This window comes from Azospirillum sp. P4_B5, from assembly GCF_056402275.1.
On the sequence record NZ_JBFUHT010000029.1, the window covers coordinates 35,307 to 62,174 of the forward strand.

A 26,868-nucleotide genomic window follows, 5' to 3' on the forward strand; every position below is an offset into this window, starting at 1 on the left:
GGGTGACAACGCGCCGCAACCTTGGATGATCCGGCCTTCGCCTTCAGCGGCTCACCATTTGCGGGGTCACGACCCAACCGCCTCTTTCGCGGCATCGCCATTCGCCGCGGGCACGACCATGGCGGCCTTCGCGGCCTCCGCCTTGGCCGCCTCCGCCTTGGCTTGGGCCATCTGCTCCAGCCGGGAACGGTAGCCGGTCACGGCGACCGACACTTCCGCCATCATGGCCTCCAGGGAACGCGCCGCATCCACCGCCTGCATCAGGTCGCGGGCGAGCGCGCGGACGCGCTCCAGCTCCTCCGCCGCGACGGCACCTGATTCGGCCTGCAGCCGCAGCCGTTCCGCCATCATCTTCAAGGACTTGGCGACGGACTCCGCCGGCCCCGGCTCGCTCAGGTCGTCAAGGCGGCGCAGCAGGTCGTCGAGGAAGGCCGGGACGCGGGCCAGATGCTCCACCGCCATGCGCTCCGGCGGGCGGGCGGCCAGGCCGGGGGCGGCGAACTCGACCAGGAAGGCGACCTGGACGCTGATGCGCAGCAGCTTCTGCTCGTTGACGAAGTGGTTGGCCTCGGCCATGAGCTGCCGGGCGTTGATGTGCGCCCAGCGGTTGGTGGCCTTCAGCCGCAGCGTGTTCGGTGCGTCGAGCAGCGGCACCTGGGCACCCTCGCGCGGCGACTTGCGCCGGTCGGGGCCGGTGTAGTCGGCGGTCACCACGAATTTCTTGCGCGACTCGATCAGGGCGGCCAACCGCTCCTGCACCTGCTTGGGCGAGACCGGCTTCACCAGAAGATCGTCGGCCCCGGCGTTGGTGACCCGCATGACCAGAAGCGGCGTCGGCTGCCACGTCGTGGCGACGATGCAGGCGTAGGGGTTGCGGGTGTCCGGCTCGTTGCGCAGGCGGCGGATGAGGCGCAGCGCCTCCGCCTCCTCTCCATCGATGTCCAGCAGGATCAGGTCGGGGGTGGCCGCCGCCGCCATGTCCACCGCGTCCCGGACCGAGCCGTAGGCCTCCGCCCGCTTCATCCCCAGCCGCGCCAGAACCTCGCGCAGGACGCGCTGGGTGTTGGACTGGGTGTCGATGATGGCGGCATCAACCAGGGAGTAGTCGTAGTCGGGCATGCGTGGGTTCCGCGGAAACCGGAGGTGGAAAGGCCATCCCCGGCCTGGACGTTAGCACAGGCGGAAAAGACCGCCTATTGACCCGCATCAACGACCGGGCGAATCAACCTGCACGAACACCAGCGCGGTCCGTCCGTCCACCGGCATCGTCCGCCCGGCGAGCTGCATCCGCCCGTCGCCGGCTCCGTCCGCCACGCGGGTGTCGAGCACGCAGCGCCAGCCGCGCGCGTCGGGCACCTCCGGCAGGGTGACGTTGACCGTATCGGTGTGGGCGTTCAGCACGATCAGAAGAACCCCGTCGTCCTGTGGCGCGCCGTCCACCCCGGTGTAGGTTCCGGCATGGCCGTTCAGCAGCAGCATGATGCAGCGGGCGTGCCCGTTGCGCCAATCCTCCGCCGACTTCTCAACACCCTGCGGCGTGTACCAAACGATGTCCTTCAATCCGTTCGGCGAGGTCCGGCGCCCGTGCAGGAAGACCGGGCGGCGCAGCACCGGATGCGCCTTGCGAAGCGCGATCAGCCGCTTGACGAAGGCCAGCATCGGCCCGCCCTCGCCCTTCAGCCGCGCCCAATCCAGCCACGAGGTCTCGTTGTCCTGGCAATAGGCGTTGTTGTTGCCCTTCTGGCTGTGGCCGATCTCGTCGCCGGCCAGCATCATCGGCGTGCCCTGCGACAGGAACAGAGTGGCCAGCAGGTTGCGCTTCTGCCTGGCGCGGGCCTCGCGGACCGCCGGGTCGTCGGTCTCGCCCTCCACCCCGTGGTTCCAGGAATGGTTGGCGGAATGGCCGTCGCGGTTGTCCTCGCCGTTGGCCCAGTTGTGCTTGTCGTTGTAGGAGACGAGGTCGTGCAGGGTGAAACCGTCGTGCGCCGTGACGAAGTTCACCGACGACCAGGGCCGCCGCCCGCGCTTCTCGAACAGGTCCGACGAGCCGGCGATGCGTCCCGCCAGTTCCGGCAGCATGCCGTCGTCGCCGCGCCAGTAGCGGCGCACCGTGTCGCGGTAGCGGTCGTTCCACTCCGCCCAGCCCGGCGGGAAGTTGCCGACCTGATAGCCGCCGGGACCGACGTCCCACGGCTCGGCGATCAGCTTCACGTCGGCCAGCGCCGGGTCCTGCCGCACCGCGTCGAGGAAGCCCGAACCGGGGTCGAACCCGTAGGGCTCCCGCGCCAGCACGGTGGCGAGGTCGAAGCGGAAGCCGTCGACGTGCATCTCCGTCACCCAGTAGCGCAAGCTGTCCATGACCAGCTGGAGCACGCGCGGGTGGCTGAGATTCAGGGTGTTTCCGGTGCCGGTGTCGTTGATGTAGAAGCGCGGGTTGTCGGGCAGCAGCCGATAATAGCTGAGATTGTCGATGCCCTTGAAGGACAGGGTGGGGCCGAGATGGTTGCCCTCGCCCGTGTGGTTGTAGACCACGTCGAGGATGACCTCGATCCCCGCCTCGTGCAGGCGGGCGACCATGGTCTTGAACTCCGACAGCACGCCGGTGGTCATGTAGCGCGGCTCGGGCGCGAAGAAGCCGACGCTGTTGTAGCCCCAGTAGTTGCGCAGGCCTTGCCCGACCAGATGCCGGTCGTCGGCGAAGGATTGCACCGGCAGGAACTCCACCGAGGTGATGCCGAGCGCCTTCAGATAGTCGATCACCGCGTGGGTGGACATGCCGGCGAAGGTGCCGCGCAGCGGGGCCGGCACCTCCGGATGGCGCATGGTGAAACCGCCGACATGAGTCTCGTAGATCACCGTGTCGGACCAGGGCACCGCCGGGTGCCGGTCGTGGCCCCAGGTGAAGGCGCGGTCCACCACCCGGCATTTCGGCATGCCGCGGGCGTTGTCGCGCCGGTCGAAGGACAAATCCTCACGCGTCGAGCCGACGCGGTAGCCGTAATGGGCGTCCGACCAGCGGAACGGCCCGAACAGCGCCTTGGCGTAGGGATCGAGCAGCAGCTTGTTCGGGTTGAAGCGGTGCCCGGCCGCCGGCTCGTAGGGGCCATGGACGCGGTAGCCGTAGAGCAGACCGGGCCGGGCCTCCGGCAGGTAGCCGTGCCAGACCTCGTCGGTGTGCTCCGGCAGGACGACCCGCTCGACCTCGCGCTGGCCGGTCTGGTCGAACAGGCACAGCTCGACCTTTTCGGCGTGAGCGGAGAACAGGGCGAAATTGACCCCGAACCCGTCCCAGTTCGCTCCGAGGGGATAGGGCTTGCCGGGCCAGACGGCGGTGCGCGTAGCGGTCGAGATGGACATCAGGGCAGACTCACCACGGGCACGGACATCGGGCGGAACCGCAAGCGGCTTGCGTCGGGCGCAACGGGTGGCCTAGCCGAAGCGGATAGCCACCTCTTGCAATAAAGGAGCGGCACGCCGGTCGCGTCAAGTGCGGAACGCCGCTCCTCCCTCCTCCCTTTGATCGAAACGCGCCCCTACCCCGCCTTGCGCTCCAGCACCAGCGTGCCCAGCGGCGGCAGGGTCAGGCAGATGGAATGCGGACGGCCATGCCATTCCGTCTCCTCGCTCGCCACGCCGCCGGCGTTGCCGACGCCGCTGCCGCCGTACTCCGGGGCGTCGGTGTTCAGCACCTCCTCATAGCGGCCCGGCAGGGTAACGCCGACGCGGTAGCCGTCGCGCGGCATCGGGGTGAAATTGCAGACCACGACCACATGGTGCTCCGGGTCCTCCCCGCTCTTGCGCAGGAAGGCGAGGACGGAGTTGTCGCTGTCGTTGGCCTCGATCCATTCGAAGCCCGCCGGGTCGCAGTCGGTCTGGTGCAGCGGTTTCAGGCCGCGGTACATCCGGTTGAGGTCGCGCACCAGGGCGTGAAGCCCCTGGTGCAGCGGCTCCTCCAGCAGGTGCCAGTCCAGGCTGCGCGCCTCGCTCCACTCGCGCCACTGGCCGAACTCGCCGCCCATGAACAGCAGCTTCTTGCCGGGATGGGCGAACATGAAGCCGTAATAGGCGCGCAGGTTGGCGAACTTCTGCCAGTCGTCGCCCGGCATCTTGTTGATGAGCGAGCCCTTGCCGTGCACCACCTCGTCGTGGCTGAGCGGCAGCACGAAGTTTTCCGAGAACTGGTAGATCAGACCGAAGGTGAGCTGGTGGTGGTGGTAACGGCGGTGGATGGGATCCTTCGCCATGTACTCCAGCGTGTCGTGCATCCAGCCCATGTTCCACTTGTAGCCGAAGCCCAGCCCGCCGAGATAGACGGGCCGCGACACCGCCGGCCAAGCTGTGGATTCCTCGGCCACCGTCATGATGCCCTGGTGGTGGCCGTAGGTCAGCTCGTTCATCCGCTTGAGGAAGGCGATGGATTCCAGGTTCTCGCGCCCGCCGAAGCGGTTGGGAACCCACTCGCCGGCCTTGCGGCTGTAGTCGAGGTAGAGCATGGAGGCCACGGCGTCGACCCGCAGCCCGTCCAGCCGGTAATGCTCCAGCCAGAACAGCGCGTTGCCGAGCAGGAAGTTCTGCACCTCCGTCCGGCCGAAATTGTAGATCAGCGTGTTCCAGTCCTGGTGATAGCCCTGGCGCGGGTCGGCGTGCTCGTACAGGTGCGTGCCGTCGAACCAGCCCAGCCCGTGCGGATCGGTCGGGAAATGGCCGGGCACCCAGTCGAGCAGCACCCCGATCCCCGCCGCGTGGCAGGCGTCCACGAAATACTTGAAGTCCTCCGGCGTGCCGTGACGGCTGGTCGGCGCGTACATCCCGATCGGCTGGTAGCCCCAGGAGCCGTCGAAGGGATGCTCGGTGATCGGCAGCAGCTCGATGTGGGTGAAGCCGAGATCCTTCACGTAGGGCACCAACCGGTCGGCCAGTTCGCGGTAGGTGAGGAAGCGGTCGCCCTCCTCCGGCACCCGCGCCCAGGACCCGAGATGGACTTCGTAGATGGAGATCGGCGCGGTCAGGTCGGCGCTGGCGGAGCGGGTCCGCTGCCACTCGGCATCCCGCCAGTCGTAGGACGGCAGGCCGTGCACGACGGAGGCGGTCTGGGGACGGAATTCCGCCTGGAAGGCGTAGGGATCGGACTTCAGCGGCAGCAGGTCGCCGCCGGCCCCCTTGATCTCGAACTTGTAGCGCTGACCGACGGTGGCGTGCGGCACGAAGATCTCCCACACGCCGGCTTCCGTCCGCTTGCGCATCGGCAGGCGCCGGCCGTCCCAGTCGCAGAAATCGCCGACGACGCTGACCCGCCGGGCGTTGGGCGCCCAGACGGCGAAGGCCACGCCGGCCACCCCGTCGATCTCCCGCGGGTGGGCGCCCAGCCGCTCGAAGCTCTTGAGGTGCGTGCCCTCGGCCAGCAGATGGATGTCCAGTTCGCCCAGGACGGACCAGAAGCGGTAGGCGTCCTCGAACTCCACCGTCGCCAGCGGGAACTGGACGCGCAGGCGGTAGCGGAAGGGCTCCTTGCGGTCGGGCAGGACGGCGACGAAGAAGCCTTCGTCATGGACCTTGTCGGCTTCGCCCGCCGGGTCGCCCGACGCGCTGTCGATCACCCAGAGCTTTTCCGCGCCGGGGATGAAGGCGCGGACCTCGACGGGCTGGTCCTTGCCGGTCTGGTGCATGCCCAGGATCGCGAAGGGATCGCCGTGGTCGGCGCGGACGATGGCCTCGATGCCGCCGCTCAACGGCGACACGGCCTTCGGCGACGCTTCCTGCGCCTTGGCACGGTTTCCCGTTCGGATGTCGTTCGGCATCGGCTGACTTTCCCCTTACCCTTGCTCGTTCCTGGGGTGTGAACATAGCGCCGGGGCGTTTGTCACACCACGCCCGCGGCGTCCTATGTCCCGTTTCGGGTTTCGCCTCAGGACTCGCCGTCCAGAAGCCCCAGCACGCCCTTCACCGGAATGCCGATCCAGTTCGGCCGGTTGGCGGCCTCGTAGGCGATCTCGTAGAGCGCCTTTTCCATCAGGAACAGCGCCAGCAGGCGGCGGTCGGCGGCGGCGCCGTCCGGCGCGTCCGGGCAGGCCGCCATGGCGGCGCGGTAGGCCTCCAGGAAGCTCTGCATGCTGCGCCGCTCCCAATCGAGCGCGGCCTCCATCACCGCCCCGGCCTCCTCCAGCGCGCCCGTCTCGTCGATCCGGAACAGCGCCGCCCAGGTGGCGTAGTTGAAGGAGCGCAGCATCCCCGCCACGTCGCGCAGCGGGCTGTGCTTGGCCCGGCGCTCCTCCAGGGACTTCGCTGGCTCGCCCTCGAAGTCGATGATGTACCAGTCGTTCTGGGCACGCAGCACCTGCCCAAGATGGTAGTCGCCGTGGATGCGCGTCTTGTCGCCCTGCGGCGGGGTGTCCGCCAGCTCGGCCAGCCGGTTCATCACGTCGGTGCGGCGGGCGAGCAGGGATTCCGCCTGCTCCCGCACGGCGGGGGCCAGACGGTCGAGCGCGCCGGGCAGCGCTGCGAAGGCGGCCTCGGCCTGACGGCGGGCGGCCTCGCCCCAGCCCTTCAGGTCGTCGGCGGTCACCGGCTCCGGATCGAAGGCCGGGTCGCCGGTCCGCTTCGCCAGCGAGCAGTGGAGTTCCGCCGTGCGCTGGCCGAGCGTCGCCATCATGGCGGCGTGCATGCCGAAGGGTTCGCCCTCGGTCGGCTCCTCCGGATCATGGGCCAGACCGAGACGAATGTCGTCCAGGTCGCGCACCAGCGAATCGACCGTGCTGCTCCAGCCGTCGCCCTGGTTGCGGACGAAGCCCTGGAGCACGAACAGGGCGGTCGGCGTGCCGTCCTCCGCCACATGCTCGACGGAACCCAGCAACGGCGGCGTGTTCTGGAAGCCCGCAACCTCGGTCAGGAAGCGCCCGACCTCCAGTTCCGGATGGGCGCCAGGGGTCAGGCGGCGGAACGCCTTCAGCACGGCCTGGCTGCCGACCAGGATGGAGCTGTTGCTCTGCTCCACGCCGAGGCGGCGGATCTCGGTGTCGTCGTCCACCGTCAGGTCGGCCATGCAAGCCGTAGGCGAGAAGCGCAGATGCCCGTGCGACGCCGGGATCTCCCGCCCCTCGCGCAGGGCGGTCAGCAGGCTGCGGGTGAAGGCGTCGGCCTGCATGGCGTCGTAGATTGCGCCGGTGCGCGGGCCACGCCGGGCCTTGGCCAGCGTGAAGGGCAGCAGCGGCCAGCCGGTGTTGCCGGCGTTCTCCTCCCAGCTCATGGCGAGCGGCAGGAAGTAGGATTGCCTGCCGCCGCCAGAAAGCTCGACCTCGGTGTGGAGCAGCATGAAGCCGTCGCCCGGCCCATTCAGCCGCGCGGACACCGGGACATGCGCGCGCTCGATCCGGCGGTCCTTGGCGGCGAACCAGCGCTGCTGCGGCAGGTAAGCCTGCAGGATGTCGCGCGCCAGTTCCGCCTCCGCGCGGCCGCTGATCAGGCTTTTCCAACCGTCGCGCACGACCACGGTCAGCAGGTCGGGCACCGGCTCCGGCATCGTCTCGTGCCAGGACGGCAGAGCCGCCTCGGCGGCCAGCGCGAACCAGTAGAAGCCGTAGGCGGGGATGGTCAGCAGATAGGGCAGATCGCCGACCGGCGGGAACACCGTCCGGCCCAGCATCTCCACCGGGACGCGGCCGCGGAACTGCTTCAGGTCCAGTTCCACCGCCTGGGCGGAGCGGGACAGGTTGGCCACGCAGAGGATGACCTCGTCGCCCTCCTCCGTCGAATGGCAGCGCAGATAGGCCAGGACCTTGCGGTTGCCCGGATAGAGAAGCTGGAAGCTGCCGCGCCCGAAGGCCTTGTGCTGCTGGCGCACGGCGATCAGCCGCTTCATCCAGTTCAGCAGTGACGACGGGCTGCGCTGCTGCGCCTCCACGTTGATGGCCTGGAAGCCGTAGATCGGGTCCTGGATCGCCGGCAGATACAGCCGCGCAGGGTCGGCGCGGGAGAAGCCGCCGTTGCGGTCGGGAGACCACTGCATCGGCGTGCGCACGCCGTCACGGTCGCCGAGATAGATGTTGTCGCCCATGCCGATCTCGTCGCCGTAATAGAGCACGGGCGTGCCCGGCATCGACAGCAGCAGGCTCTTCAGCAGTTCGATCTTGCGGCGGTCGTTCTGGAGCAGCGGGGCGAGGCGCCGCCGGATGCCCAGGTTGATCCGCATCCGCCGGTCGGCGGCGTAGAAATCCCAGAGATAGTCCCGCTCGCGGTCGGTGACCATCTCCAGCGTCAGCTCGTCATGGTTGCGCAGGAAGATGGCCCACTGGCACTCGTCCGGGATGTCCGGAGTCTGGCGCATGATGTCGGCGATGGGGTGCCGGTCCTCCATGGCGACGGCCATGTAGATGCGCGGCATCAGCGGGAAGTGGAAGGCCATGTGGCATTCGTCCCCGCCCTTCTCCAGGTCGCCGAAATAGGGCAGCACGTCCTCCGGCCACTGGTTCGCCTCGGCCAGCAGCATGCGGTCGCCATAGCCCTTGTCGATCTCCGTGCGGATCGCCTTCAGGACGTCGTGGGTTTCCGGCAGGTTCTCGTTGTTGGTGCCCTCGCGCTCCTTCAGGTATGGCACGGCGTCGAGCCGCAGCCCGTCCACCCCCATGTCCAGCCAGAAGCGCATGACGTTCAGCACCTCCTGAAGGACCTTGGGGTTGTCGAAGTTCAGGTCGGGCTGGTGCGAGTAGAAGCGGTGCCAGAAATAGGCCTGCGCCTCGGAATCCCAGGTCCAGTTGGACTTTTCCGTGTCGCAGAAGATGATGCGGGTGCCCTGGTACTTCTGGTCGGTGTCGGACCAGACGTAGAAATTGCGGTGGTTCGATCCCGGCTTGGCCTGACGGGCGCGCTGGAACCACGGATGCTGGTCGGAGGTGTGGTTGATGACCAGCTCGGTGATGACGCGCAGGCCGCGGTCGTGGCATTCGCGCAGGAACCGCTTGAAGTCCTGGAGATTGCCGTAGGATGGGTTGACCGCCTTGTAGTCGGCGATGTCGTAGCCGTCGTCGCGCAGCGGCGAGGGGTAGAAGGGCAGCAGCCACAGCGTGGTGACGCCAAGCTCCTGGATGTAGTCGAGCTTCTGCGTCAGGCCGGCGATGTCGCCGATGCCGTCGTTGTCGGCGTCGAAGAACGCCTTGACGTGAAGCTGATAGATGACCGCGTCCTTGTACCAGAGCGTGTCGTTCCGATCGATCCGGCCATTGTCCGAGTTCTTCATACCGCCCCGTCGCTCCGCTGGTCTGGTGGAGCGGGGTCGCCGGACGGGCGGGGAATCCCGCGCCCATCCGGCAGCCGCGCCACATCATAAACCAGTTAGAGTTGGGTCCGTTCCACGGCAAAGGCAACGTTGGACGCGAAACCTGCGATGGCGGACCACCATCGCAGGCGGTGCCGGCGTCAGGCGTCGGCCAGCGCCGCGACGGAGAGCGGCTGGGTTTCCGTGCTGCTCCGGACGTCCACCGAGACGCCGCCGTTGACGTAGCCCGTCACCGTCTGGCGCAACGCGTAGACCGTCTTGCCCAGCTCGGCGCTCATCGCCGGATCGTAGGTCGAACCGGGCACCGGCTGGGTGTAGTAGAAGACCGCCGGCGTGCTGTAGGAGGTCGCCGGGATCTCCGCCATCAGGATCGTCATCGTCGAGCTGTAGCGGCAGTCGGCCGGGATCTCGACCGTCTGGCTGACCGACAGATCGTAGTAATTGGTGACCGAGGTCTCCTTGGTGCCGGTGTAGGTGTAGGACATGGAGAAGGTGCAGCCGACCTCGACCTCACCGGTCAGACCGATTCCGTAGGTGAAGCGCACCTCCTGGACATAACCGATCGTGTAGGAATCGGTGACCGACAGCGTCAGGGACTGCGATTTGCCGCTGGTCACCGACACCGTGTCGGTGATCGTCGCCGCCCCCTGGTTGGTGCCGGAGATGGAACTGCTGATCGTGCTCGACGGGCTGCTGGGGACCGGCGAGGTGATCGTGAAGGGCTCGACCACCGAATGGGCCGGGGGCAGCAGATCCCATCGCCACGAGGCTTCCTTGTCGACGAAGGAACAGCTGCGCAGGTCCGGAATGCCGTCCATGCTCAACCAGCCGGCGACGGACATCGTTTCCCCTTCGGCTTGGCCGCCGTCGTACAGCGCCACCTCCTGGGCGGTCAGCCCGCCGAAATAGATCGACGCCGCCCGGTCGCAGATGTACCAGCCCACCAGCGACAGCACCGTCCCCATCGGCCATTCGCACAGGAAGAAGGTGTTGCGGTTGTCGACGTAGTTCAGCCCGTCGAACAGCTGGAAGACACCGGTGTTCAGGTCCACGCGCCGCCAGATGTAGGCGGACAGGCAATCGTTGGCGCCGAGTTTCTCGACGTCGACCGTTTGCGTCTTGCCGTTGCCGATCAGATCGACGCAACGCCCGCAGCCGTTGAAGCTGTAGGGCTGGCCGGCGGGCGGGGTGGTCTTGTGTTCCAGCAGGGTCAGGACGACCCCCTCCGGCAGATTGAAGGCAACCCAGGTGGTCCGGTCGTTCAGGTTGGTCCCGGCAAAGGAACTCTGGACGCCTTCGATCGCGCCCGAGGTGGTGATGGTCAGGTTGTCGCTGCTCCAGTTCTGATCGGCGTACAGCTTCACCGTGCCCGACGGAAGGCTGGACGGATAGGCCACGGACGTGGCCGGCGGCAGCAGGTAAGGTGCAGTCATGGCGTTCCCTCGCGGTTGGCTAAACACCCCCGACCATCCGCACGGATTTGGCAAAATTACCAATCATACGAGTGCAATACATGGTTCTCATGAATTGCATTCATTTATATTTATTGCGGAATGGTCAGGTTACCCGCAAACACTACCGATGATAATTTATAGAAAGAAAACAGAATCTTTTAAATACATTCGCACTTAATCTTTTCGTCAGGATCTTCATGCAAACGTGTTTTCCCACACAGAGCGCCTCGTCCGATCCCGGGAGAGTCCGCCCGGACCGAGGCGGCCGCACTCCGGGCGCCCTTCAAGAGGCGGAAGCCCGCTTCCGCTTGGTGCCCGGGGTCAGGCTGCGGTAGACGTCCTGATCCTCTTCGATGAAGTGCGCGATCAAGCGGTGTTCGACCCAATTGGTCAGTTCGTTGGGCGTGCAGAAGACGACGCCGTACGGCCCTTCAAACCGCAGGGCCAGCAGTTCTTCGGTGATCTGCCGGTGCAGGCGCTTGTGCTTCTCGACGGCGGCGCTCTTGGCGTCGATCCAGAACTGTTCCTCGTCCGAGAAATGCTCCTCCGTGTACTTCACCAAGGCGGCGAAGGCGTTCTGGATGATCTTGTAGCCCTGCCCCGCCGCGACCGCCATGTGCAACAGCCCGGCCAGTTCCAGAAGGGTCCGGTGCTGCTCGTCGATGGACTCGTTTCCAACCGTGTATTCGGACTTCCACGGAAAGCGGGCGGATGGTTGCATGGGGGGCCTGCCGACGAACGGCTGTGCTGAAGGTGTGAGGAACGCCGCAAGATAGCACCCCGAACCGCCCGCCGGGGTCGGACAACTTGCCGCAAATCGAGTCTCCATCCGGTGCGATGGATACAATTTTTGGCAAATTATCACAAAGGCGTCGGCTCAGCCTTTCACCGGCTTCGTCATGTAGGTCATGCCGCCGCCGTAGGAGGCGAGCTTGGCCGCCAGCCCAGCCCCGCCATCATGGGGCAGGAATCCTTGCGCGTCCCAGAAGGCCCGTGCGCCAGGGGTGGAGGTCAGGGCCAGCCAGCGAAACCCCTGCCGCGCCGCCAGCGCGTTCATGCGCTTCAGCGCCGCCACGCCCAACCCCAGACCCCGTGCCGCGGGCAGCAGGGCGACGTCGTGCAGATAGAGGCAGTCCGGTACCTCCGGCAGCGCGCCGAGCGGCGAATCGAGCGGCGGCGGAACGCCCAACCGGCCCGGATGCATGACGATGTAGCCGATGCAGGTTTCGTCCGCCTCCGCCCCATCAATTTCCGCCATGGCACAGCCATACGGGTAGAGGGCCAGACGCTCGGCGAAGACGGCACGATCCTCCGGGTAATCGGGGTGCACGACCTCGGCGATGGCCATGACACGGTCCAGGTCCGCCGTCACCATGGCGCGCCAGCCCGCCTTCATCCGCATTCTCCCATCCTCCCCGCCCTTTCCAGCCTTCCAGCCCACCATCCGGGCGCGCTATGGTGACCGTTCGCACACCAGCCGACCGGAGGACCACCCATGACCGACACCGCCGCGGCGAGCCTGCTGCCCAAGGTGCGGACCATCGCCCACGAAGCGGGTCAGGTGATCCTGCGCTTCTACAACGACGGCATCGACGCCGCCACAAAGGTCGACGGCAGTCCGGTCACCCAGGCCGATCTGGCCGCCGAGCATGTCATCACCCCGGCCCTGCACCACATCGCCCCCGGCATTCCGGTTGTCGCGGAGGAGGCCGTGGCCGCCGGGCACCGGCCGGACATTTCCGGCGGACGCTTCTGGCTGGTCGATCCGCTCGACGGTACCAAGGAGTTCATCAGCCGCAACGGCGAGTTCACCGTCAACATCGCCCTGATCGAGGGCGGGCGTCCGGTCCTGGGAGTCGTCTACGCGCCGGCGACCGGCGACCTCTACGCCGCCTGCGGACCGGGCACCGCCGTCCATTGGGTAGAGGGCCGCCACGACTATCCGATCCAGGTCCGCAAGCCGCCGCCCGACGGTCTGACCGTGGTCGCCAGCCGCTCCCACGGCAGCGGCGGCGAACTGGATGGCTTCCTCGCCGGCTACACGGTGAAGAACCGGGTGTCCTGCGGCAGTTCCCTGAAATTCTGCACGGTGGCGTCGGGCAAGGCCGACCTTTACCCCCGCTTCGGTCCGACCAGCGAATGGGACACCGCCGCCGGCCACGCCATCCTCACCGCCGCCGGCGGGCGGGTGGAGCAGCCCGACGGCTCTCCCTTCCTCTACGGCAAAGCCGACATCCTGAACCCCCATTTCGTTGCGTATGGATGGCAATGACGCTGTGTGACGCGGCCGTCGCGGTGCTGACCACCGCGGCGCCGCTGGAGAAGGTGCGCCTGACGCGGGACTACGCCGCGGCGTGGCGTGACGGACGCCTTTCCGACTTCGGCACGCAGGCCCCGCCGGAACGCCCCGCCCGCCCGGAGCGTCCGCCCTTGATGCTGCCCCGCGACATGCCCAAGCGCGGGCGCGGCGGCAGCGCGCAGAACCGTGTCGCCCTGCTCCACGCGCTGGCCCACATCGAGCTGAACGCCATCGACCTCGCCTGGGACATCGTGTGCCGCTTCGTCGGCGAGGGGATGCCCAAAGGCTTCACCGACGACTGGGTGCAGGTCGCCGACGACGAGGCCCGGCATTTCCAGATGCTGGAGGAGCGGCTGAACCAGCTCGGTTCCGGCTATGGCGAGTTGCCGGCCCATGACGGGCTGTGGCAGGCCGCGACCACCACCGCCCACGACCTCGCCGCCCGGCTGGCGGTGGTGCCGATGGTGCTGGAGGCCCGCGGGCTCGACGTGACCCCGGAGACCGTCCGCCGCCTGCGCGAGTTCGGCGACGCGGAGAGCGCCGCCCTGCTCCAGGTCATCCACGACGAGGAGATCACCCACGTCGCCGCCGGACGCCGCTGGTTCGGCCATCTCTGCGCCAAGCGCGGCGTGGACCCGGTGGAGACGTGGCAGGATCTGGTGAAACGGTACTTCCGCGGCGGCCTGAAGAAGCCCTTCAACGTGACCAGCCGCCAAGCCGCCGACTTCGGCCCGGAATTCTACGATCCGATCGCGGAGTGAGGGGAGCTTTCACCTCCGCACCGGTTCCTTCTCCCCCCGGGGAGAAGGTTGGGATGAGGGGGCGCCGCAGGCGACCTGCTTCCCAACCAGTTTCCTGATCCGCCCTGACGGGCGCCCCCTCACCGGCTCTCAGCGGATGCCATAGGCATCCGCCTGCCGCCGTCAGCGCTGGTCTTTGACCAGTGCGAGAGGCCCTTCGGGCCACCCTCTCCCGGGACGGGAGAGGGATGCCTGATCTACCCCCGCAGCAGCTTCGGGTTGGTGATGCCCAGCCGGGCCTGGACGATCTCCTCTAGGCATTCCATCAGCACGTCCTGGCCGTCATGGTCGAAGTCGCCCGCAGCGATCTCGATGCACAGCCGGTGCTGTAGGGCCTCCACCCGCCGGCGCAGGTCGGTGCCGGACAGACTGTCGTCGGCGTCCTCGCCATAGAGCAGGGCGAGCGCCGCCAGCATGGAGTGGCCGGCCTCGTCCACCCCGGCCAACTCGCGCTGCACGATGCCGAGCGCGTTGGCGATCATCAGCGCCGTGTAGCGCTGGGCCGGCGGGATGTGGGGAAGCAGGTCCGTCCGGAAGGTCTCCGCGACGATGCTCAGCAACTCCTGAGCGTCGGGGCTGGTGCGCATCAGGCGACCCTCTCTTCGCCGGCATCGCCGGACGGTTCGGCACCCACCGCCGCCGGGGCGGACGCCGTCAGCCCCAGCCCATGGATGTGGCGCAACAAATCCAACTCGATCTCCGGAAGCATCCGCCCGGTCAACGCCAGTTCCAGCGAAGGCTCCTCGCCGGAGGTGTGGCGGCGCCCCTGGAGGACCGCGATGGCCGCCCAGCGCATGTAGGCCGCGGTTTCCCAATAGGCGACCGCCTGCGGGTCGACCCGTCGGCCCGAGGTTTCCTCGTAGCCGGCGTAGAAGTCCTCCCGGCCGGCCAGCCCGCCCGCCTCGCGGTCGTGGCGCCCGAACCGCCAGGAACGGGCGCAGAACCAGCCGAGATCCTCCATGGGGTCACTGAATCCCGCGAACTCCCAATCCAGGATGGCGGTCAACCCGCCGTCCTTCACCAGATAGTTCCCGGTGCGGTAGTCGCGGTGGCACAGCACCAGATCGCCCGGCGGCGGCGCGTGGATCTCCAGCCAGCGCAGCCCCCAGGCCAGAACGGCGTCGCGCAAGGCCAGATCGCCCAGCCAGTCGCGGTAGGCGTGGACGCAGTCGAGCGCCGGCGACGCGGCCGGCACCGGCAGATCCTCCAACCCCGGCGTGTCCGGCCCGGCCTTGTGCAGGCGACCAAGCTGCCGGCCAAGCTCGCGGGCGAGGCCGCGCTGCGGCTGGTCGGCCTTCACCACCTTGTGCCCGGCGCCGATGCCCTCGGCGCGGCGCATGATGTAGAAGTCGGCGCCGAGGACCGCCGGGTCGCCGCAGGCGGCAATGGGCTCCGGCGCCGCCACCCCGGCGCCGAAGGCGGCGCGCAGCACGGCGTACTCCTGAGCCTTGGAAATGCTGGCCTTCATGCCGGACGCCGCCGCACCGCCACCGGGCTGGGCACGCAGCACGCAGGCGTGCCGCCCGGCCTGCGGCCCGCCGTCGATGTCCAGAGTCACCGCAAGGTTGAGCGAGATGGCTCCCCCGCCGAGCGTGCCTTCGTCGGCCACCGACACGCGCGTCGCGCCGGTCGCCCCGGCCAGCCACGATTCCAGCCGCGGCCGGCTTTCCCCGTCGATCAGTGCGCCCATCCCATCACCCCCAGGCCCAGAAGCCGTCGCCCTCGTCCATGTAGAATCGCGCCAGGACCATCTTGTGGACCTCCGACGCCCCGTCCACCAGCCGGGCCTGCCGGGCGTAGCGGTACATCCACTCCAGCGCCGTGTCCTTCGAATAGCCCCTGGCCCCGCAGAGCTGGATGGCCGTGTCCACCGCCTTGTGCAGCGTGTCGGCGACATGGACCTTGGCCATCGACACCTCCTTGCGGGCGAAGTCGCCGCGGTCGATCTGCCACGCCGCCTTCATGACCAGCAGCCGCCCGATCTCGATCTGCATGGCGACGTCGCCCATCATCCACTGCACGCCCTCGTGCCCGGCCAGCGTGGTGCCGAAGCTCTCGCGCTCGCGCACATAGGCGGCGGCGATCTCCATGGCCCGCTTCGACAGGCCGGTCCAGCGCATGCAATGGGTCAGCCGCGCCGGGCCGAGGCGGATCTGCGTGGCCTTCAGCCCGTCGCCGATGTTCATCAGGACGTTCTCGTCGGAGACCTCCAGCCCGTCGAAGCGCAGCTCGCAATGGCCGCCATGCTCCTCCGGCCCCATGATCGGGATGCGGCGGACGATCTCCCAGCCGGGTTGGTCCTTGTCGAACAGGAAGGCGGTCAACCCCTTGCGCTTGTCGTCGGAGGTGCGGGCGATCAGGATGAAATGCTGCGCCTCGCCCGCCCCGGTGATGAACCATTTGTGGCCGGAGATCACCCAGCGGTCGCCCTTGCGCTCCGCCCGCGTCTTCATCATCGAGGGGTCGGAGCCGCCGCCGGGATGCGGCTCGGTCATCACGAAGGCGGAGCGCACCTTGCCGTCGACGATGGGCTGGAGCCAGCGCTCCTTCTGCGCCTCGGTCGCCACCTTGTTGAGAAGCTGCATGTTGCCGTCGTCGGGGGCGGCGCAGTTGAAGCAGACCGGCCCGAAGATGGAGCGGTTCATCTCCTCGTAGGCCGCGGCCATGCCGACGATGCCCAGCCCCTGCCCGCCGCGCTCCGTCGGCATTTGCGGCGCCCACAGCCCGGCGGCCTTCACCTCCCCACGCAGGCGCTCCAGCAGGGCGGGCGCGATGTTCTCATGCGCGTCGTAGGAGGCCGAGTCCGCTTCCAGCGGCAGAATGCGCTCCTCCACGAAGGCGCGCACGCGGCGGCGAAACTCCTCGATGTGCGGGGGCAGGCTGAAATCCATCGGTTCGGGTCCTCTCCGTCGCTTTTTTTTGCTCACAGGGTGCTGACCAGATGCCCGCCATCCACCGGCACGACCGCTCCGGTCATGTAGGCCGACGCGTCGGAGCAGAGCAGCAGCAACGGCCCGTCGAGATCCGCCAGCCGCCCCAGCCGCCGCTGCGGCACCCGCCGGATCAGCGCCTGCCCGGCGTCGGTCGCCAGGAAATCGCGGTTCAGGTCGGTCTCCATGTAGCCGGGGGCCAGCGCGTTGACGCGGATTCCGTAGCGCGCCCATTCCAGGGCCAGCGCCTGGGTCATCTGCACCAGCCCGGCCTTCGACGCGGTGTAGGCCACGACATGGCCGGCCACCCGCAGCCCGAGGATGGAGGCGATGTTGACGATCGACCCGCCCCGCCCCTGCTCCTTCATCACGCGCGCCGTCTCCTGCGCGGTGAGGAAGGCGCCCTTCAGGTTGGTGTCGATGACGCGATCCCACTCCTCCTCCGCGTAATCGAGCGCGGGCTTGGCGACGGTGGCCCCGGCGTTGTTGACGAGGATGTCCAGTCCGCCGAGCGCGCCCGCCGCCTCGCGGACGCCGGTGCGGACGGAGGCGGCATCGGTGACGTCCAGCGGCACGGCGATGGCCTGCCCGCCCGCCGCCTCGATTTCCGCGACGGCGGCGTCCAGGCTCTCGCGCCGCCTTGCGGCCAGCGCGACACGGGCGCCCGCCGCGGCCAGCACACCCGCGAAGTGGCGGCCCAGGCCGGCGGAGGCCCCGGTGACCAGAGCGGTGCGGTTGGTGAGGGAGAGGGTCATGGGGGTCCTGAGTTTATGAAGGTGGGGTTCATGCGTTGGGCCCCCTCCCTAACCCTCCCCCGCTTCGCAGGGGAGGGAACTGACTCCTCCCCCTGCGCAGCGGGGGGAGGTCGGGAGGGGGCAAAAACTCCCCTCACAACCCCCTCGCCTGCTCGCGCAGCACGAACTTCTGGATCTTCCCGGTCGAGGTCTTCGGCAAGGCCCCGAACACCACCGTCCGGGGCGCCTTGAAGTGGGCGAGATGGTCGCGGCACCAGCCGATCACTTCGGCCTCCGTGACCCGTCCTTCCGATCCGGGCTTCAGCGTGACGAAGGCGCAGGGCGTCTCGCCCCATGTCGCATCGGGACGGGCGACGACGGCGGCCTCCATGACGTGGGGGTGCTGGTAGAGGACCTCCTCGACCTCCAGCGAGGCGATGTTCTCGCCGCCGGAGATGATGATGTCCTTGGCGCGGTCCTTGATCTCGACGTAGCGGTCGGGGTGCAGCACGGCGAGGTCGCCGGTGTGAAGCCACCCGTCGCGCAGCGCCTCGTCGGTCGCCGCCGGGTTCTTCAGGTACCCTTTCATCACCGTGTTGCCGCGCAGCGCCAGTTCGCCCAGCGTCTCCCCGTCGGCGGGCACCGCGCGGCCGGTGTCGGGGTCGAGCACGGTCTGCTCGGACATGGTGACGTTGGGCACGCCCTGGCGGGCCATCTTCACCGCCCGCTCCTCCAGCGGCAGGTCCGCCCAGGCCTCCTGCCACGCGCAGCCGGTAGAGGGGCCGTAGCATTCCGTCATGCCGTAGAGGTGGGTCAGGCGGAAGCCCATCCGCTCCATCCCCGCGATCACCGCGCTGGGCGGCGCCGCCCCGCCGGTCGCCACTTGCACCGGCCCGTGGTCGAAGCCGCGCTTCACCGCGTCCGGCGCGTGGATCAGCATGGTCAGCACGACCGGCGCGCCGCAGAGGTGGGTGACCTTCTCCTCCGCGATCAGGCGGAAGATCGCCGCCGGATCGACGGCGCGCAGGCAGACATGGGTCGCCCCGACCGCCGTCACCGCCCACGGGTAGGTCCAGCCGTTGCAGTGGAACATGGGGAGCGTCCACAGATAGACGCTGTCCGGCCGCAGCCCGAAGGTGATGACGTTGCCGAGCGCGTTCAGATGGGCGCCGCGGTGATGGTACAGCACGCCCTTGGGGTTTCCGGTGGTGCCGGAGGTGTAGTTGAGCGCGATGGATTCCCACTCGTCCTCAGGCATGCGCCAAGGGGCCTCGGGATCGCCGCTCTTGAGGAAATCCTCATACTCCAGATCGCCCACCGGGTCGGCGTCCTGTGCCGCCGGATCGTCGATCCACACCACGCGCGGCGGGGCCGTCATGCGCTCCAGCGCGGCGCGGGCCACCGCGGACAAGCCGCGATCCACCAGGAACAGGCGGCTTTCCGCGTGTTCCAGGATGAAGGCGACGGCGGGCGGGTCGAGCCGCGTGTTGATGGCGTTCAGCACCGCCCCGGCGCCGGGAATGCCGAAATGCGCTTCCAGCATCGCCGGAGTGTTGAAGGCCAGGACGGACACCACCTCCCCCGGCCGGACGCCGGCACTGGTCACCGCGGAGGCCAGCGCGCGGGCGCGGCGCTCCACCTCCGCCCAGTTCCGCCGCAGGGGGCCGTAGACCACGGCGGTCTTGTCCGGATAGACCATCGCGGAGCGGCGCAGGAAGTCCAGCGGCGTCAGCGGCACATGGTTGGCCGTGCGCCTGGATAGGTCTGCGGACGGAGTGGTGGCGTCCACGCTCGTCTCCTTCCCCTGTTCTGCGGTCCCTGAATTAGGGCCGGCGCCTCATACCGGGCGCCTTACTGACGATGGTAGCCACGAACCATTGGACAGAACAAGTTTCACCTTTGGTCGGTCCCCTCCCCTATGCCCGCAAGAACGTGGCAGGGACGGGCGAGCGCGTTACCGCCTCTGGCGCCGCGGTTGCGGGCCGTCCGCCCGCTACACTGTCCGGCATCGAGCCGTATGGGGGCGACCATGACGACGGTGCGGATCGCGTTCGACAAGGAGCTGGTGCTGTCCGGGCATTTCCTGCTGAAGCATCTGGAGAAGCCGGAGTTGCAACGCCTCGCCGCCAGCGCCCGGCTGGCCTATTTCCGGCCCGGCGCGGTCATCTTCCAGAAGGGCGACCCCGGCGACAGCATGATGGCGGTCATCCGCGGGCGGGTGAAGATCTGCTCCCACTCCACCGACGGCAAGGAGTTGGTGCTGAACATCATCAACAAGGGCGGCCTGTTCGGCGAGATCGCCCTGCTCGACGGCGAGCCGCGGACCGCCGACGCCGTGGCGCTGGAGGAGACCGACCTGCTGGTGCTCGACCGCTCGAAGTTCGTGCCGCTGCTCAACGAGCGCCCGGCGGTGGCGCTCCAGCTCATCACCGTCCTGTGCAAACGCCTGCGCCAGACCAGCGAGCATCTGGAGGACACGCTGTTCCTGGAGGCCTCCTCCCGCTTCGCCCGCGCGCTGATGCGGCTGGCCGACGTGTTCGGCAAGCCGGCGCCGGGCGGGCTGAAGCTGGATATAAAACTGTCGCAGCAGCAACTCGGCTGCTTGGTGGGCGTTTCGCGGGAAAGCATCAACAAGCTGCTCGGCGAATGGCAGCGCAACGGCGTGATCGCCGTGGAGTCCGGACGGATCACGCTGCTCGACCGCAACGCGCTGGAGGAGATCGCTGAGGCGAATGGGTGAAGTGTCTCGTTGGGCCCCCACCCCGGCCCTCCCCCGCTTCGCAGGGGAGGGAGATTTTTGCGAAGCGGCGGCAGTCCCCTCCCCTGCGTTAGCGGGGGAGGGTTAGGGTGGGGCCCCGACGCAACCACTCCCCCTCAATTTAACTCCCGCAGCACCCGCACCCCGTTGTTCAGGTAGCGCACGTCGGGATCGTAGAACAGCCGCGCCGTGTCGGTGATGTCAGCCAAGCCGCCCCGCCAGGACCCGCCGCGCAACACGCGCTCCCGGCAGTTGGTGGACATCCAGGCGCTGCCGTCCGTCGGCGCGCCCGCATAGTCCGCGTGCCAGCAGTCGGCGACCCATTCCGCCACGCCGCCGTTCATGTCGTGCAGCCCGAAGGGGTTCGGCTTGTAGCTGCCGACCGAGGCCGGGGTCAGCCGTTCCTGCGCGCCGCCGCAGTCCTTGCAGTTGGCCAGCGTCCCCGTCTGCCCATCCCACCAGTAGCGGCCTGTCGTGCCGCCGCGCGCCGCGTACTCCCATTCGGCTTCGGACGGCAGGCGGTAGCGCTGGCCGGTCTTCTGGCTCAGCCACTTCGCATAGGCCTGGGCCTCCAGCCAGGAGATGTTGTGGATCGGGGTGCTGTCGGTGGGCTTGGTCATGCGCGGCATGCCGCCGGTGCAGCCGCCACCCTCTACGCAGGCGCGCCACTCGGCCACCGTCACCTCGTAGGCGCCGAGCGCGAAGGGCTTGGCGATGGTGACCTTGTGCACCGGACGTTCGGAGCGGTCGCCCTGGTCGCTGCCCATGGTGAAGCTGCCGGGTGCGATGCGCACCATCACCGGACAGGCCGGGCAGTCCTGGAAGCTGGCCGACCGGCTGTGGTTGCGCACCGTGCTGTTCCCATTGCCGTTCGGGGGCGCTGCGGCCACCTGCTCCGGCGCGGGCACGGGCTGCGGCGATGCCGGTGGGGGCGGTGCCGGTGGGGGCGGTGCCGCCGCCTCGACCACTGGAGCCGGGGGCGGGACCGGAGGAGGAGCCGATTGGGTTGGTGGCGGCGGCCGAGCCGACGCAACCTCTGGCGGCTTGGCAGCGGGGGTGAGCGCGCCCAGCTTCTCCCGCGCCGGCTTGGCGTAGGCGCCGCTGCCGAACAGCCGCAGGAAGGCCTCGAAGTCGGCGGGCTCGCGGCTCCTCTTGACCATCTGCCACAGCGATTCCTCAAGCGCCGGCGCGGCCGGGGCGGCGCCCGGCGGAGCGATCTCCAGCGTCACCGTGCCGGTGGCCTTGCCGCCCTTGCCGTCCTCCACCTGATAGGTGAAGGCGCCGGCCGCCCCCGCCCGCTCCTGCTCCGGGTCGAAGGTCAGACGGGTCAACCCCTCGGCCGGCAGGCGGTCGCCGGGGCGGATCAGGGTGGCGCCGTCGCGCACCTTGCCGCGGTCGGGCACGGCGGTGACGGTGACGGTCAGCGGGTCGCCGTCGGGGTCCACCGGCGCCTCGATGGCCAAGTGATTCGGCAGGGCGCGGATGGTGCGCGCGCCGGCAACCACCGGCTCACGGTTGCTCGGCTTGATGGTGATCGCCACGCCGCCCCGCACCACGCCGCCCCGCCCGTCCATGATCGCGAAGTCGAAGCGCCCGGCGTCGCCCACCACCGTCGCGTCCGGCTTGAAGCTGGTGGCGGCGAGCTGCTCCACGGTCAGGTAGTCGCCGATCAGCACGATGCGGTCACCGATGCGCACGCTGCCGCCGCGCGGCAGGCCGGAAATCTGCGCGAAGAGCTGGTCGTCGTCGGGATCGGTCGGGCGCCCGATGCGCAGCGGCTCGGCGTCGCCACGGTCGGACAGCTCCAGCGGGCGGATCTCGCCGAGCACCGGCGGGCGGTTCGGCGGGCGCGGGTTGAAGTAGAAGGGCGCCGCCCCCAGCGAACCGAAGATGTAAGGCTCCTGCCGCCCGTTGGTCGCCTGCCGCACGGTGTCCCGCACGTTGCGGAAGAACAGGCTCAGCTCCAGCCCCGGCGTCTGGAGGTGCTGGAGCAGCGCGTCGGTGTAGGGGCTGTGGTCGCCCTGCCCGTCCTCGGCCAGCTGGTCGGCGCGGGTCGCCATGGCGACCAGCGTGTCGCTGGGCGTGTCGTCGACGCGGGCGAAGCCGTAATTGACCTGGATGCGGTTCTGCCCGGCCTGCTTCAGCCGGTCGACGAAGGGGTTGTTGCGGCAGGAATCGAGCATCAGGATGCCCAGCTTGCGCGCCTGCGACAGCTCGCCCATCATCAGGTTCAGTGGCATCGCCTCGTAGACGAGGTCGCGCTCGCGCTCCAGCTTGGCGTCGGCCGGGACGATGTAGTTGTTGCCGCCCACCTGGATGCCGTGCCCAGCGTAGAAGATCACCGCCACATCGGCCTGCGAGGCGCGGATGCCGAAGTCGCGCAGCGCCCGCTCGAAGCCGCGGTTGTCCATGTCGAACTTCTCGTCCACGTCGAACTGAAGCGTGCGCAGGGCCTCGGCGATGGCCTTGGCGTCGTTCACCGGGTTCTGGAGTTCGGGGGCGAATTCGTACTTGCCGATGCCGACGACCAGCGCGATGCGCTTCTCGGGGGACTGGGAGGCCTGGGGCGGCGGAGGCTGGGGCGAAGAAGACTGGGCGCCCGCGCCCGGTGCCCAGCCGAGAAGGCCCAACAACAGCAGGACGAGGCCGAGCGACCAGAGGTCCCTGCCCAAACGATGCTGCGTCGAGGGTCCGTCGAACATCGGCCGGCTCCATGGTGGGAAGGCGGTTGCGCACCCCATACCCGGCACCCGTCGGCATAAAATTGCCAATTAGCCGATCTTAATATTTCGATTCCTGCGCACCAAGCGTTCATTCAGCCTAATCCCGAATACGGGGAATGGCCGGTCACTCCCCGGCCTCCGCCGCGGGCCGCACCTCCCCCCCTTCCCGGTCGAGGACCAGCCAGGCGCGGACCGCCTTGCGCTTGCCCTTCAGCGCCATCTCGCCCACCGGCAGTCCGGCCACCGTGTCCTGCACTGCCATCCAAGTCGGTTCCCCGATGACGATCCGGCAATGGGGGGAGGAGCGCATGCCCACCGTCTTGCCCAGCGCCTCCAGCCGGGCGGCGGTGTTGGCAGTGTCGCCGAGCAGCGAATATTCCATGTGCCGCAGCCCGCCCAGGCTGCCCGCCACCAGCGGCCCGGTGTGGATGCCGACGCGGATGCCGATGGCCGGCAACCCCTCCGCCTGCCAGCGCTTGTTCAACTCCTGAAGCTCCCGCCCCATCTGGACGGCGCAGCGCACGGCGCGCTCGGCGTCGGCGTCGATCTCCGCCTGGGTGGTGCGGGCGACCGGGGCGCCGAAGACCGCCAGGATGGCGTCGCCGATGAAGCGCAGCACGATCCCGTCATGCGCCGCCACCACCCGCACCATGGCGTCGAGATAGCCCTCCAGCCAGAGGATCAGCGGCTCCGGCTCCAGCGCCTCGCAGACCGTGGTGAAGCCCTCGATGTCGGAGAAGAAGACGGTGGCGGTCAGTTCCTGCGGGCGGGGGCGCCCGCCGGCCAGGAAGGTCGCGCGCTCCCGCCAGATCTCGTCGGCGACGGGCTGGGAGACGTGGTTGGCGAACAGCTGCATCAGGCTGCGGCGGTCGGTGCGCTCCTTCAGCGACAGATGCGCGGTCATCGCCGCGATGCCGCCCAGCCACGCCGCCGACGGCGCCATCATCGCCACCAGCGGCCCGCCCTGGGCGAACAGCGCCAGCGCCGCCGCCCACAGTGCCAGCAGCCCGAGCAGGCTAGCCGGCACCAGCAGCCACACCGGCCAGCCGGCCGCCGCCAGGGCCACCCCGGCGGCGCTCAGCGCCAGCACCAGCGCCACGCCCCAGCCGTCGGACAGGTCGCGGCTGGTCCGCCCGTCGAGGATCTGGGCCAGCGCGTGGGCCTGGATCTCCACCCCCGGCGTGGACAGGCCGGCGACCGACAGGGGCGTGCGGTGCTGGTCGACCCCGACCAGGACGGTGCCGACCACGGCGATCCGCCCGGCCAGCCAGCCGCGCGGCAGCATCCCCACCATGTCCGCCGGATAGGTCGGGAACGGCGGCGCGTCCGGCGACGGGCGGGCGTGCCAGTCGATGCGGAAGGGCTCCGCCGGGATCGTCGCCTCTCCGGCAGCCCCTCCGGCGACTTGGGCCATCCGCGCCGGGAAGCTGGGCAGCCCGTCCGGCCCCCGCGGCACATGCCAGCGCACCGTGCCGTCGAGCCGGTCCTTGGCGAGGTTGGCGTGGCCGTGCGGGATGCCGTCGAGGAACCGCCCGAGGTAGCGGCGCTGCTCCTCCGTCAGCGCCGTGTCGCCGAGCGCGGTGATGGCGACCACCGGCACCTTGGCGCGCTGGATGCGCTGGCGCAGCCGCTCGTCGAGCGCCGGCAGGGTCGGCTGGTCGAACAGGATGTCCAGCCCGATCGCCCGCACCCCCGCCGCCTCCAGCGTCCCCACCAGATCGGCGAGGAAGCCGCGGTCCACCGGCGACCGGCAGGCCAGCGTGGCGAACAGGTCCTCCCCCAGCGTGACCAGCACGATGCCGGGATGCTGCGGGGCGGGCGGCGTGAAGTAGGCGATGGCGACGTCGCGGAAACTCTCGTCGGCGGAGCGCAGGGGCGGCACCAGCCGGGTCAGCCCCAGCGCCGCCGCCGACACGCCGACCACCGCGGCCAAGCCCACCAGCCCTCTGGCCAGTCTTTTGGCGAGCCACGGGGCTTTTGCCCAGCTTGGCCTGCCCCCCGATGTCCCCAACGGCGGCGCCCTCACTCCACGCGCAGGATCACCTGCGCCATCACCAGTTCGGTCTGCTTCAGCGAGGCGAGCGTCCGCTCCAGCCGGGCCGCCGCCTCGTCGGACAGGGGCCGGAAGGCGTCCTGGCGCCCCGGCAGGTCCGCGCCGAGATCGCGCCCGGCAGCGAAGCAGCGCACCTCCTGGTCGGCGGACAGGCTCCCCGACCGCTCCGCCGCGCGCAACGGCACCGGCATACGGTCGCCGGCCAGCGTCAGCGTGCGGTGCCCCTCCACCAGCGAGCTGGCCGCCGGCCCCGGCGGGTAGATCGGCGTCAACTGGCCGCGCGTGTTGCGCAGGTAGCAGTAAAGGTGCGCGTCCCGGTTCGTCTGGAGCACCAGCGTCACCGTCTCTCCGGACCGGTAGGTCGGGTAGAGGCCGCGGTCGGTGGCGAGATAGAGGTTCAGCGGCGCCATGCTGTCCCGCACCGGGTCCAGCAGAAACGCCGCCTGGGTGGCGCAGCCGGCACCGGCCAGCCGGACGGCCAGTTCCGCGCCCTGGCCCTCGGCGCTGACCACGCGCAGCGTCACGCTGTGGCGCACCCGCCCATCCGGCCCGGCGACGGAGACGGCGGTGCCGTCGGTCATCGGAAGCTCGCGCGGCCAGGGCACCGTCGCCCCCTTGTCCCAGCGCAGCGTGGCGGTGGCGCCGCGGTTTTCGTCACGCAGGGTGGCCGGGATCAGCGCCGGGTCGGCGGGCTTGCGCAGCAGCACCGTGCCGCCGGACTTCACGCATTGGATGCCGGCCCGGCCCGGGTCGAGGGTGAAGACCTGCTCCTCCCCCTTCTGCATCGGGGTGCCGACCGCGCGGGCGGCCCCCAGGTCGGTCTGGAAGAAGCGCTCCCCGCCGACGAGGCTGCCGACTCCGCCCCAACCCGAGGCGTCGGGCATGCGGTCGAGCGGCCCGTCGAACGGCCCCTTGATCCGCAGCATGCGCCCGTTGGCGAACAGGAACATGGCGTTGGCGCCGTCCGGCACGGTGACCGCCGCGCCGTCGGGGACCAGTTGCCCCTGGGCGTAGCCGGGGGCGGTGGAGGCGACGACCACCGCCTGCTCCGCCGCCGCGCGGCCGGCGGTGAAGCCGACCACCCCGAAGGCGGCCAGCGACAGGGCCACCGCCACGAGTCCGCTCAGGGTCCTGTGCGCCATGCTGGCCTCCACCGGCGGGGATCGCGGAATCATTGGCGTTTCCCGGACGCCTGTCCAGGCGGCGAAGGGGGAATAACGGGGCTGCGGACCCGGCCCAAAGAAGGGCGGACGCCGTGAACGGACGGGCATGGTCGGACCTCCGAAATGATGCGCGCCGGCCAAAATGCCGGCCCGTCGAGGCTAGACGGCGGAGGGCGGCGGTGGCTGTGAGGCGCAGCACACAGTTGCGCAGGAGTTGGGGCCCTTCCGACGTACTGGGTGTGGCGGGCGCCACAGCGCGGCCCGGCCCCGCCCCATACAGTGCCGGGCAGGACCGGCGGCCCCGTTGGTCCGCCCCATCGCCCGAGGAGACCGACCATGACCGCCCGCCGCACCAATGCCGACGTCGCCGACGGTTTCGCCGCCGGGTTCGATGACCGCTTCGCCCGTCATGGAATCCTGGAGGTCGCCTATCTGCGGTCGGTGGAGATCGACGGCCTGCCCGCCTACGCCGTGTACGCCGCGAACGGCACCTGCCTTTGGCTGGACACCGACCGCGCGTCGGCGGGGGCGACGCTTCAGGAGCATGGGATGGAGCTGGTCAGCGTGCATTGAGAGAGCGGAGGTGATGGGGGCGTTGCCCCCACCCTCCCCACTTCGTGGGTCCCCTCCCTCCCCCGCTGCGCAGGGGAGGGCTTTTTCGTGCGTTCAGCACCAATTCCCTCCCC

General features: G+C 69.2%; 19 protein-coding genes. 4 read left to right on the top strand and 15 right to left on the bottom strand.

All coding sequences use genetic code 11. From position 1 onward, the window contains the following. Positions 1–66 precede the first annotated feature (66 nt). From AC1DVI_RS21335 to AC1DVI_RS21365, 7 genes are all read right to left on the bottom strand, one after another. Positions 67–1,119, bottom strand: coding sequence for a response regulator (locus AC1DVI_RS21335; protein ID WP_476959671.1), 1,053 nt, complete (start codon positions 1,117–1,119; stop codon positions 67–69). Between the two features lie 87 nt (positions 1,120–1,206). Next, a complete protein-coding gene (gene glgX, locus AC1DVI_RS21340) occupies positions 1,207–3,357 on the bottom strand; it encodes a glycogen debranching protein GlgX (protein WP_476959672.1) in 2,151 nt (716 codons plus the stop codon). 176 nt (positions 3,358–3,533) lie between these two features. Then, positions 3,534–5,798 (bottom strand): 1,4-alpha-glucan branching protein GlgB, encoded by a 2,265-nt coding sequence (gene glgB, locus AC1DVI_RS21345; RefSeq protein WP_476959673.1) that lies wholly within the window; start codon positions 5,796–5,798, stop codon positions 3,534–3,536. A 107-nt stretch (positions 5,799–5,905) separates the two neighbouring features. Beyond that, on the bottom strand, positions 5,906–9,229 hold the full coding sequence (treS, locus tag AC1DVI_RS21350) for a maltose alpha-D-glucosyltransferase (RefSeq protein WP_476959674.1): 3,324 nt from the start codon (positions 9,227–9,229) through the stop codon (positions 5,906–5,908). A 179-nt stretch (positions 9,230–9,408) separates the two neighbouring features. Next, the gene (locus AC1DVI_RS21355) at positions 9,409–10,701 is read right to left on the bottom strand and encodes a hypothetical protein (RefSeq protein WP_476959675.1); all 1,293 of its coding nucleotides are present in this window, start codon (positions 10,699–10,701) and stop codon (positions 9,409–9,411) included. A 304-nt stretch (positions 10,702–11,005) separates the two neighbouring features. Continuing rightward, on the bottom strand, positions 11,006–11,443 hold the full coding sequence (locus AC1DVI_RS21360; RefSeq protein WP_476959676.1) for a bacteriohemerythrin: 438 nt from the start codon (positions 11,441–11,443) through the stop codon (positions 11,006–11,008). Between the two features lie 156 nt (positions 11,444–11,599). Continuing rightward, positions 11,600–12,124, bottom strand: coding sequence for a GNAT family N-acetyltransferase (locus AC1DVI_RS21365; RefSeq protein WP_476959677.1), 525 nt, complete (start codon positions 12,122–12,124; stop codon positions 11,600–11,602). Positions 12,125–12,217: 93 nt separating this feature from the next. On the opposite strand from AC1DVI_RS21365, the gene cysQ reads away from it, so the two are divergent. Continuing rightward, positions 12,218–12,994, top strand: coding sequence for a 3'(2'),5'-bisphosphate nucleotidase CysQ (cysQ, locus tag AC1DVI_RS21370; RefSeq protein WP_476959678.1), 777 nt, complete (start codon positions 12,218–12,220; stop codon positions 12,992–12,994). After that, a complete protein-coding gene (locus AC1DVI_RS21375) occupies positions 12,985–13,782 on the top strand; it encodes a ferritin-like domain-containing protein (RefSeq protein ID WP_476959679.1) in 798 nt (265 codons plus the stop codon). Before cysQ ends, AC1DVI_RS21375 begins: the two co-directional genes overlap by 10 nt. A 236-nt stretch (positions 13,783–14,018) precedes the next feature. Here the strand turns inward: AC1DVI_RS21375 and AC1DVI_RS21380 are convergent, their stop codons facing one another. From AC1DVI_RS21380 to AC1DVI_RS21400, 5 genes are all read right to left on the bottom strand, one after another. Further along, on the bottom strand, positions 14,019–14,408 hold the full coding sequence (locus tag AC1DVI_RS21380; RefSeq protein WP_476959680.1) for a DUF6285 domain-containing protein: 390 nt from the start codon (positions 14,406–14,408) through the stop codon (positions 14,019–14,021). After that, entirely contained in the window at positions 14,408–15,511 is a 1,104-nt protein-coding gene (locus tag AC1DVI_RS21385; protein WP_476959681.1) for a phosphotransferase family protein, read from the bottom strand. Before AC1DVI_RS21385 ends, AC1DVI_RS21380 begins: the two co-directional genes overlap by 1 nt. Positions 15,512–15,515: 4 nt before the next feature. Then, on the bottom strand, positions 15,516–16,712 hold the full coding sequence (locus AC1DVI_RS21390; RefSeq protein ID WP_476959682.1) for an acyl-CoA dehydrogenase family protein: 1,197 nt from the start codon (positions 16,710–16,712) through the stop codon (positions 15,516–15,518). A 32-nt stretch (positions 16,713–16,744) separates the two neighbouring features. Then, a complete protein-coding gene (locus AC1DVI_RS21395; protein WP_188259414.1) occupies positions 16,745–17,506 on the bottom strand; it encodes an SDR family NAD(P)-dependent oxidoreductase in 762 nt (253 codons plus the stop codon). Between the two features lie 133 nt (positions 17,507–17,639). Next, positions 17,640–19,274 (bottom strand): acyl-CoA synthetase, encoded by a 1,635-nt coding sequence (locus AC1DVI_RS21400; RefSeq protein WP_476959683.1) that lies wholly within the window; start codon positions 19,272–19,274, stop codon positions 17,640–17,642. Between the two features lie 240 nt (positions 19,275–19,514). Between AC1DVI_RS21400 and AC1DVI_RS21405 the strand changes: the two genes are divergently transcribed. Then, a complete protein-coding gene (locus AC1DVI_RS21405; RefSeq protein WP_175426384.1) occupies positions 19,515–20,225 on the top strand; it encodes a Crp/Fnr family transcriptional regulator in 711 nt (236 codons plus the stop codon). A 134-nt stretch (positions 20,226–20,359) separates the two neighbouring features. Here AC1DVI_RS21405 and AC1DVI_RS21410 read toward each other — a convergent pair whose 3' ends face one another. The 3 genes from AC1DVI_RS21410 to AC1DVI_RS21420 form a co-directional block, all read right to left on the bottom strand. Further along, positions 20,360–22,945, bottom strand: coding sequence for an SUMF1/EgtB/PvdO family nonheme iron enzyme (locus AC1DVI_RS21410; protein WP_476959684.1), 2,586 nt, complete (start codon positions 22,943–22,945; stop codon positions 20,360–20,362). 145 nt (positions 22,946–23,090) lie between these two features. Continuing rightward, positions 23,091–24,905, bottom strand: a complete 1,815-nt coding sequence (locus tag AC1DVI_RS21415; RefSeq protein WP_476959685.1) for a CHASE2 domain-containing protein — start codon at positions 24,903–24,905, stop codon at positions 23,091–23,093. Positions 24,906–24,988: 83 nt separating this feature from the next. Further along, positions 24,989–26,161 carry a DUF4384 domain-containing protein gene (locus AC1DVI_RS21420; protein ID WP_476959686.1) on the bottom strand — a complete coding sequence of 391 codons (1,173 nt, stop codon included), beginning with the start codon at positions 26,159–26,161 and terminating at the stop codon, positions 24,989–24,991. Positions 26,162–26,518: 357 nt separating this feature from the next. On the opposite strand from AC1DVI_RS21420, the gene AC1DVI_RS21425 reads away from it, so the two are divergent. Continuing rightward, the gene (locus AC1DVI_RS21425; RefSeq protein ID WP_200485361.1) at positions 26,519–26,755 is read left to right on the top strand and encodes a DUF1150 family protein; all 237 of its coding nucleotides are present in this window, start codon (positions 26,519–26,521) and stop codon (positions 26,753–26,755) included. Positions 26,756–26,868 lie beyond the last annotated feature (113 nt).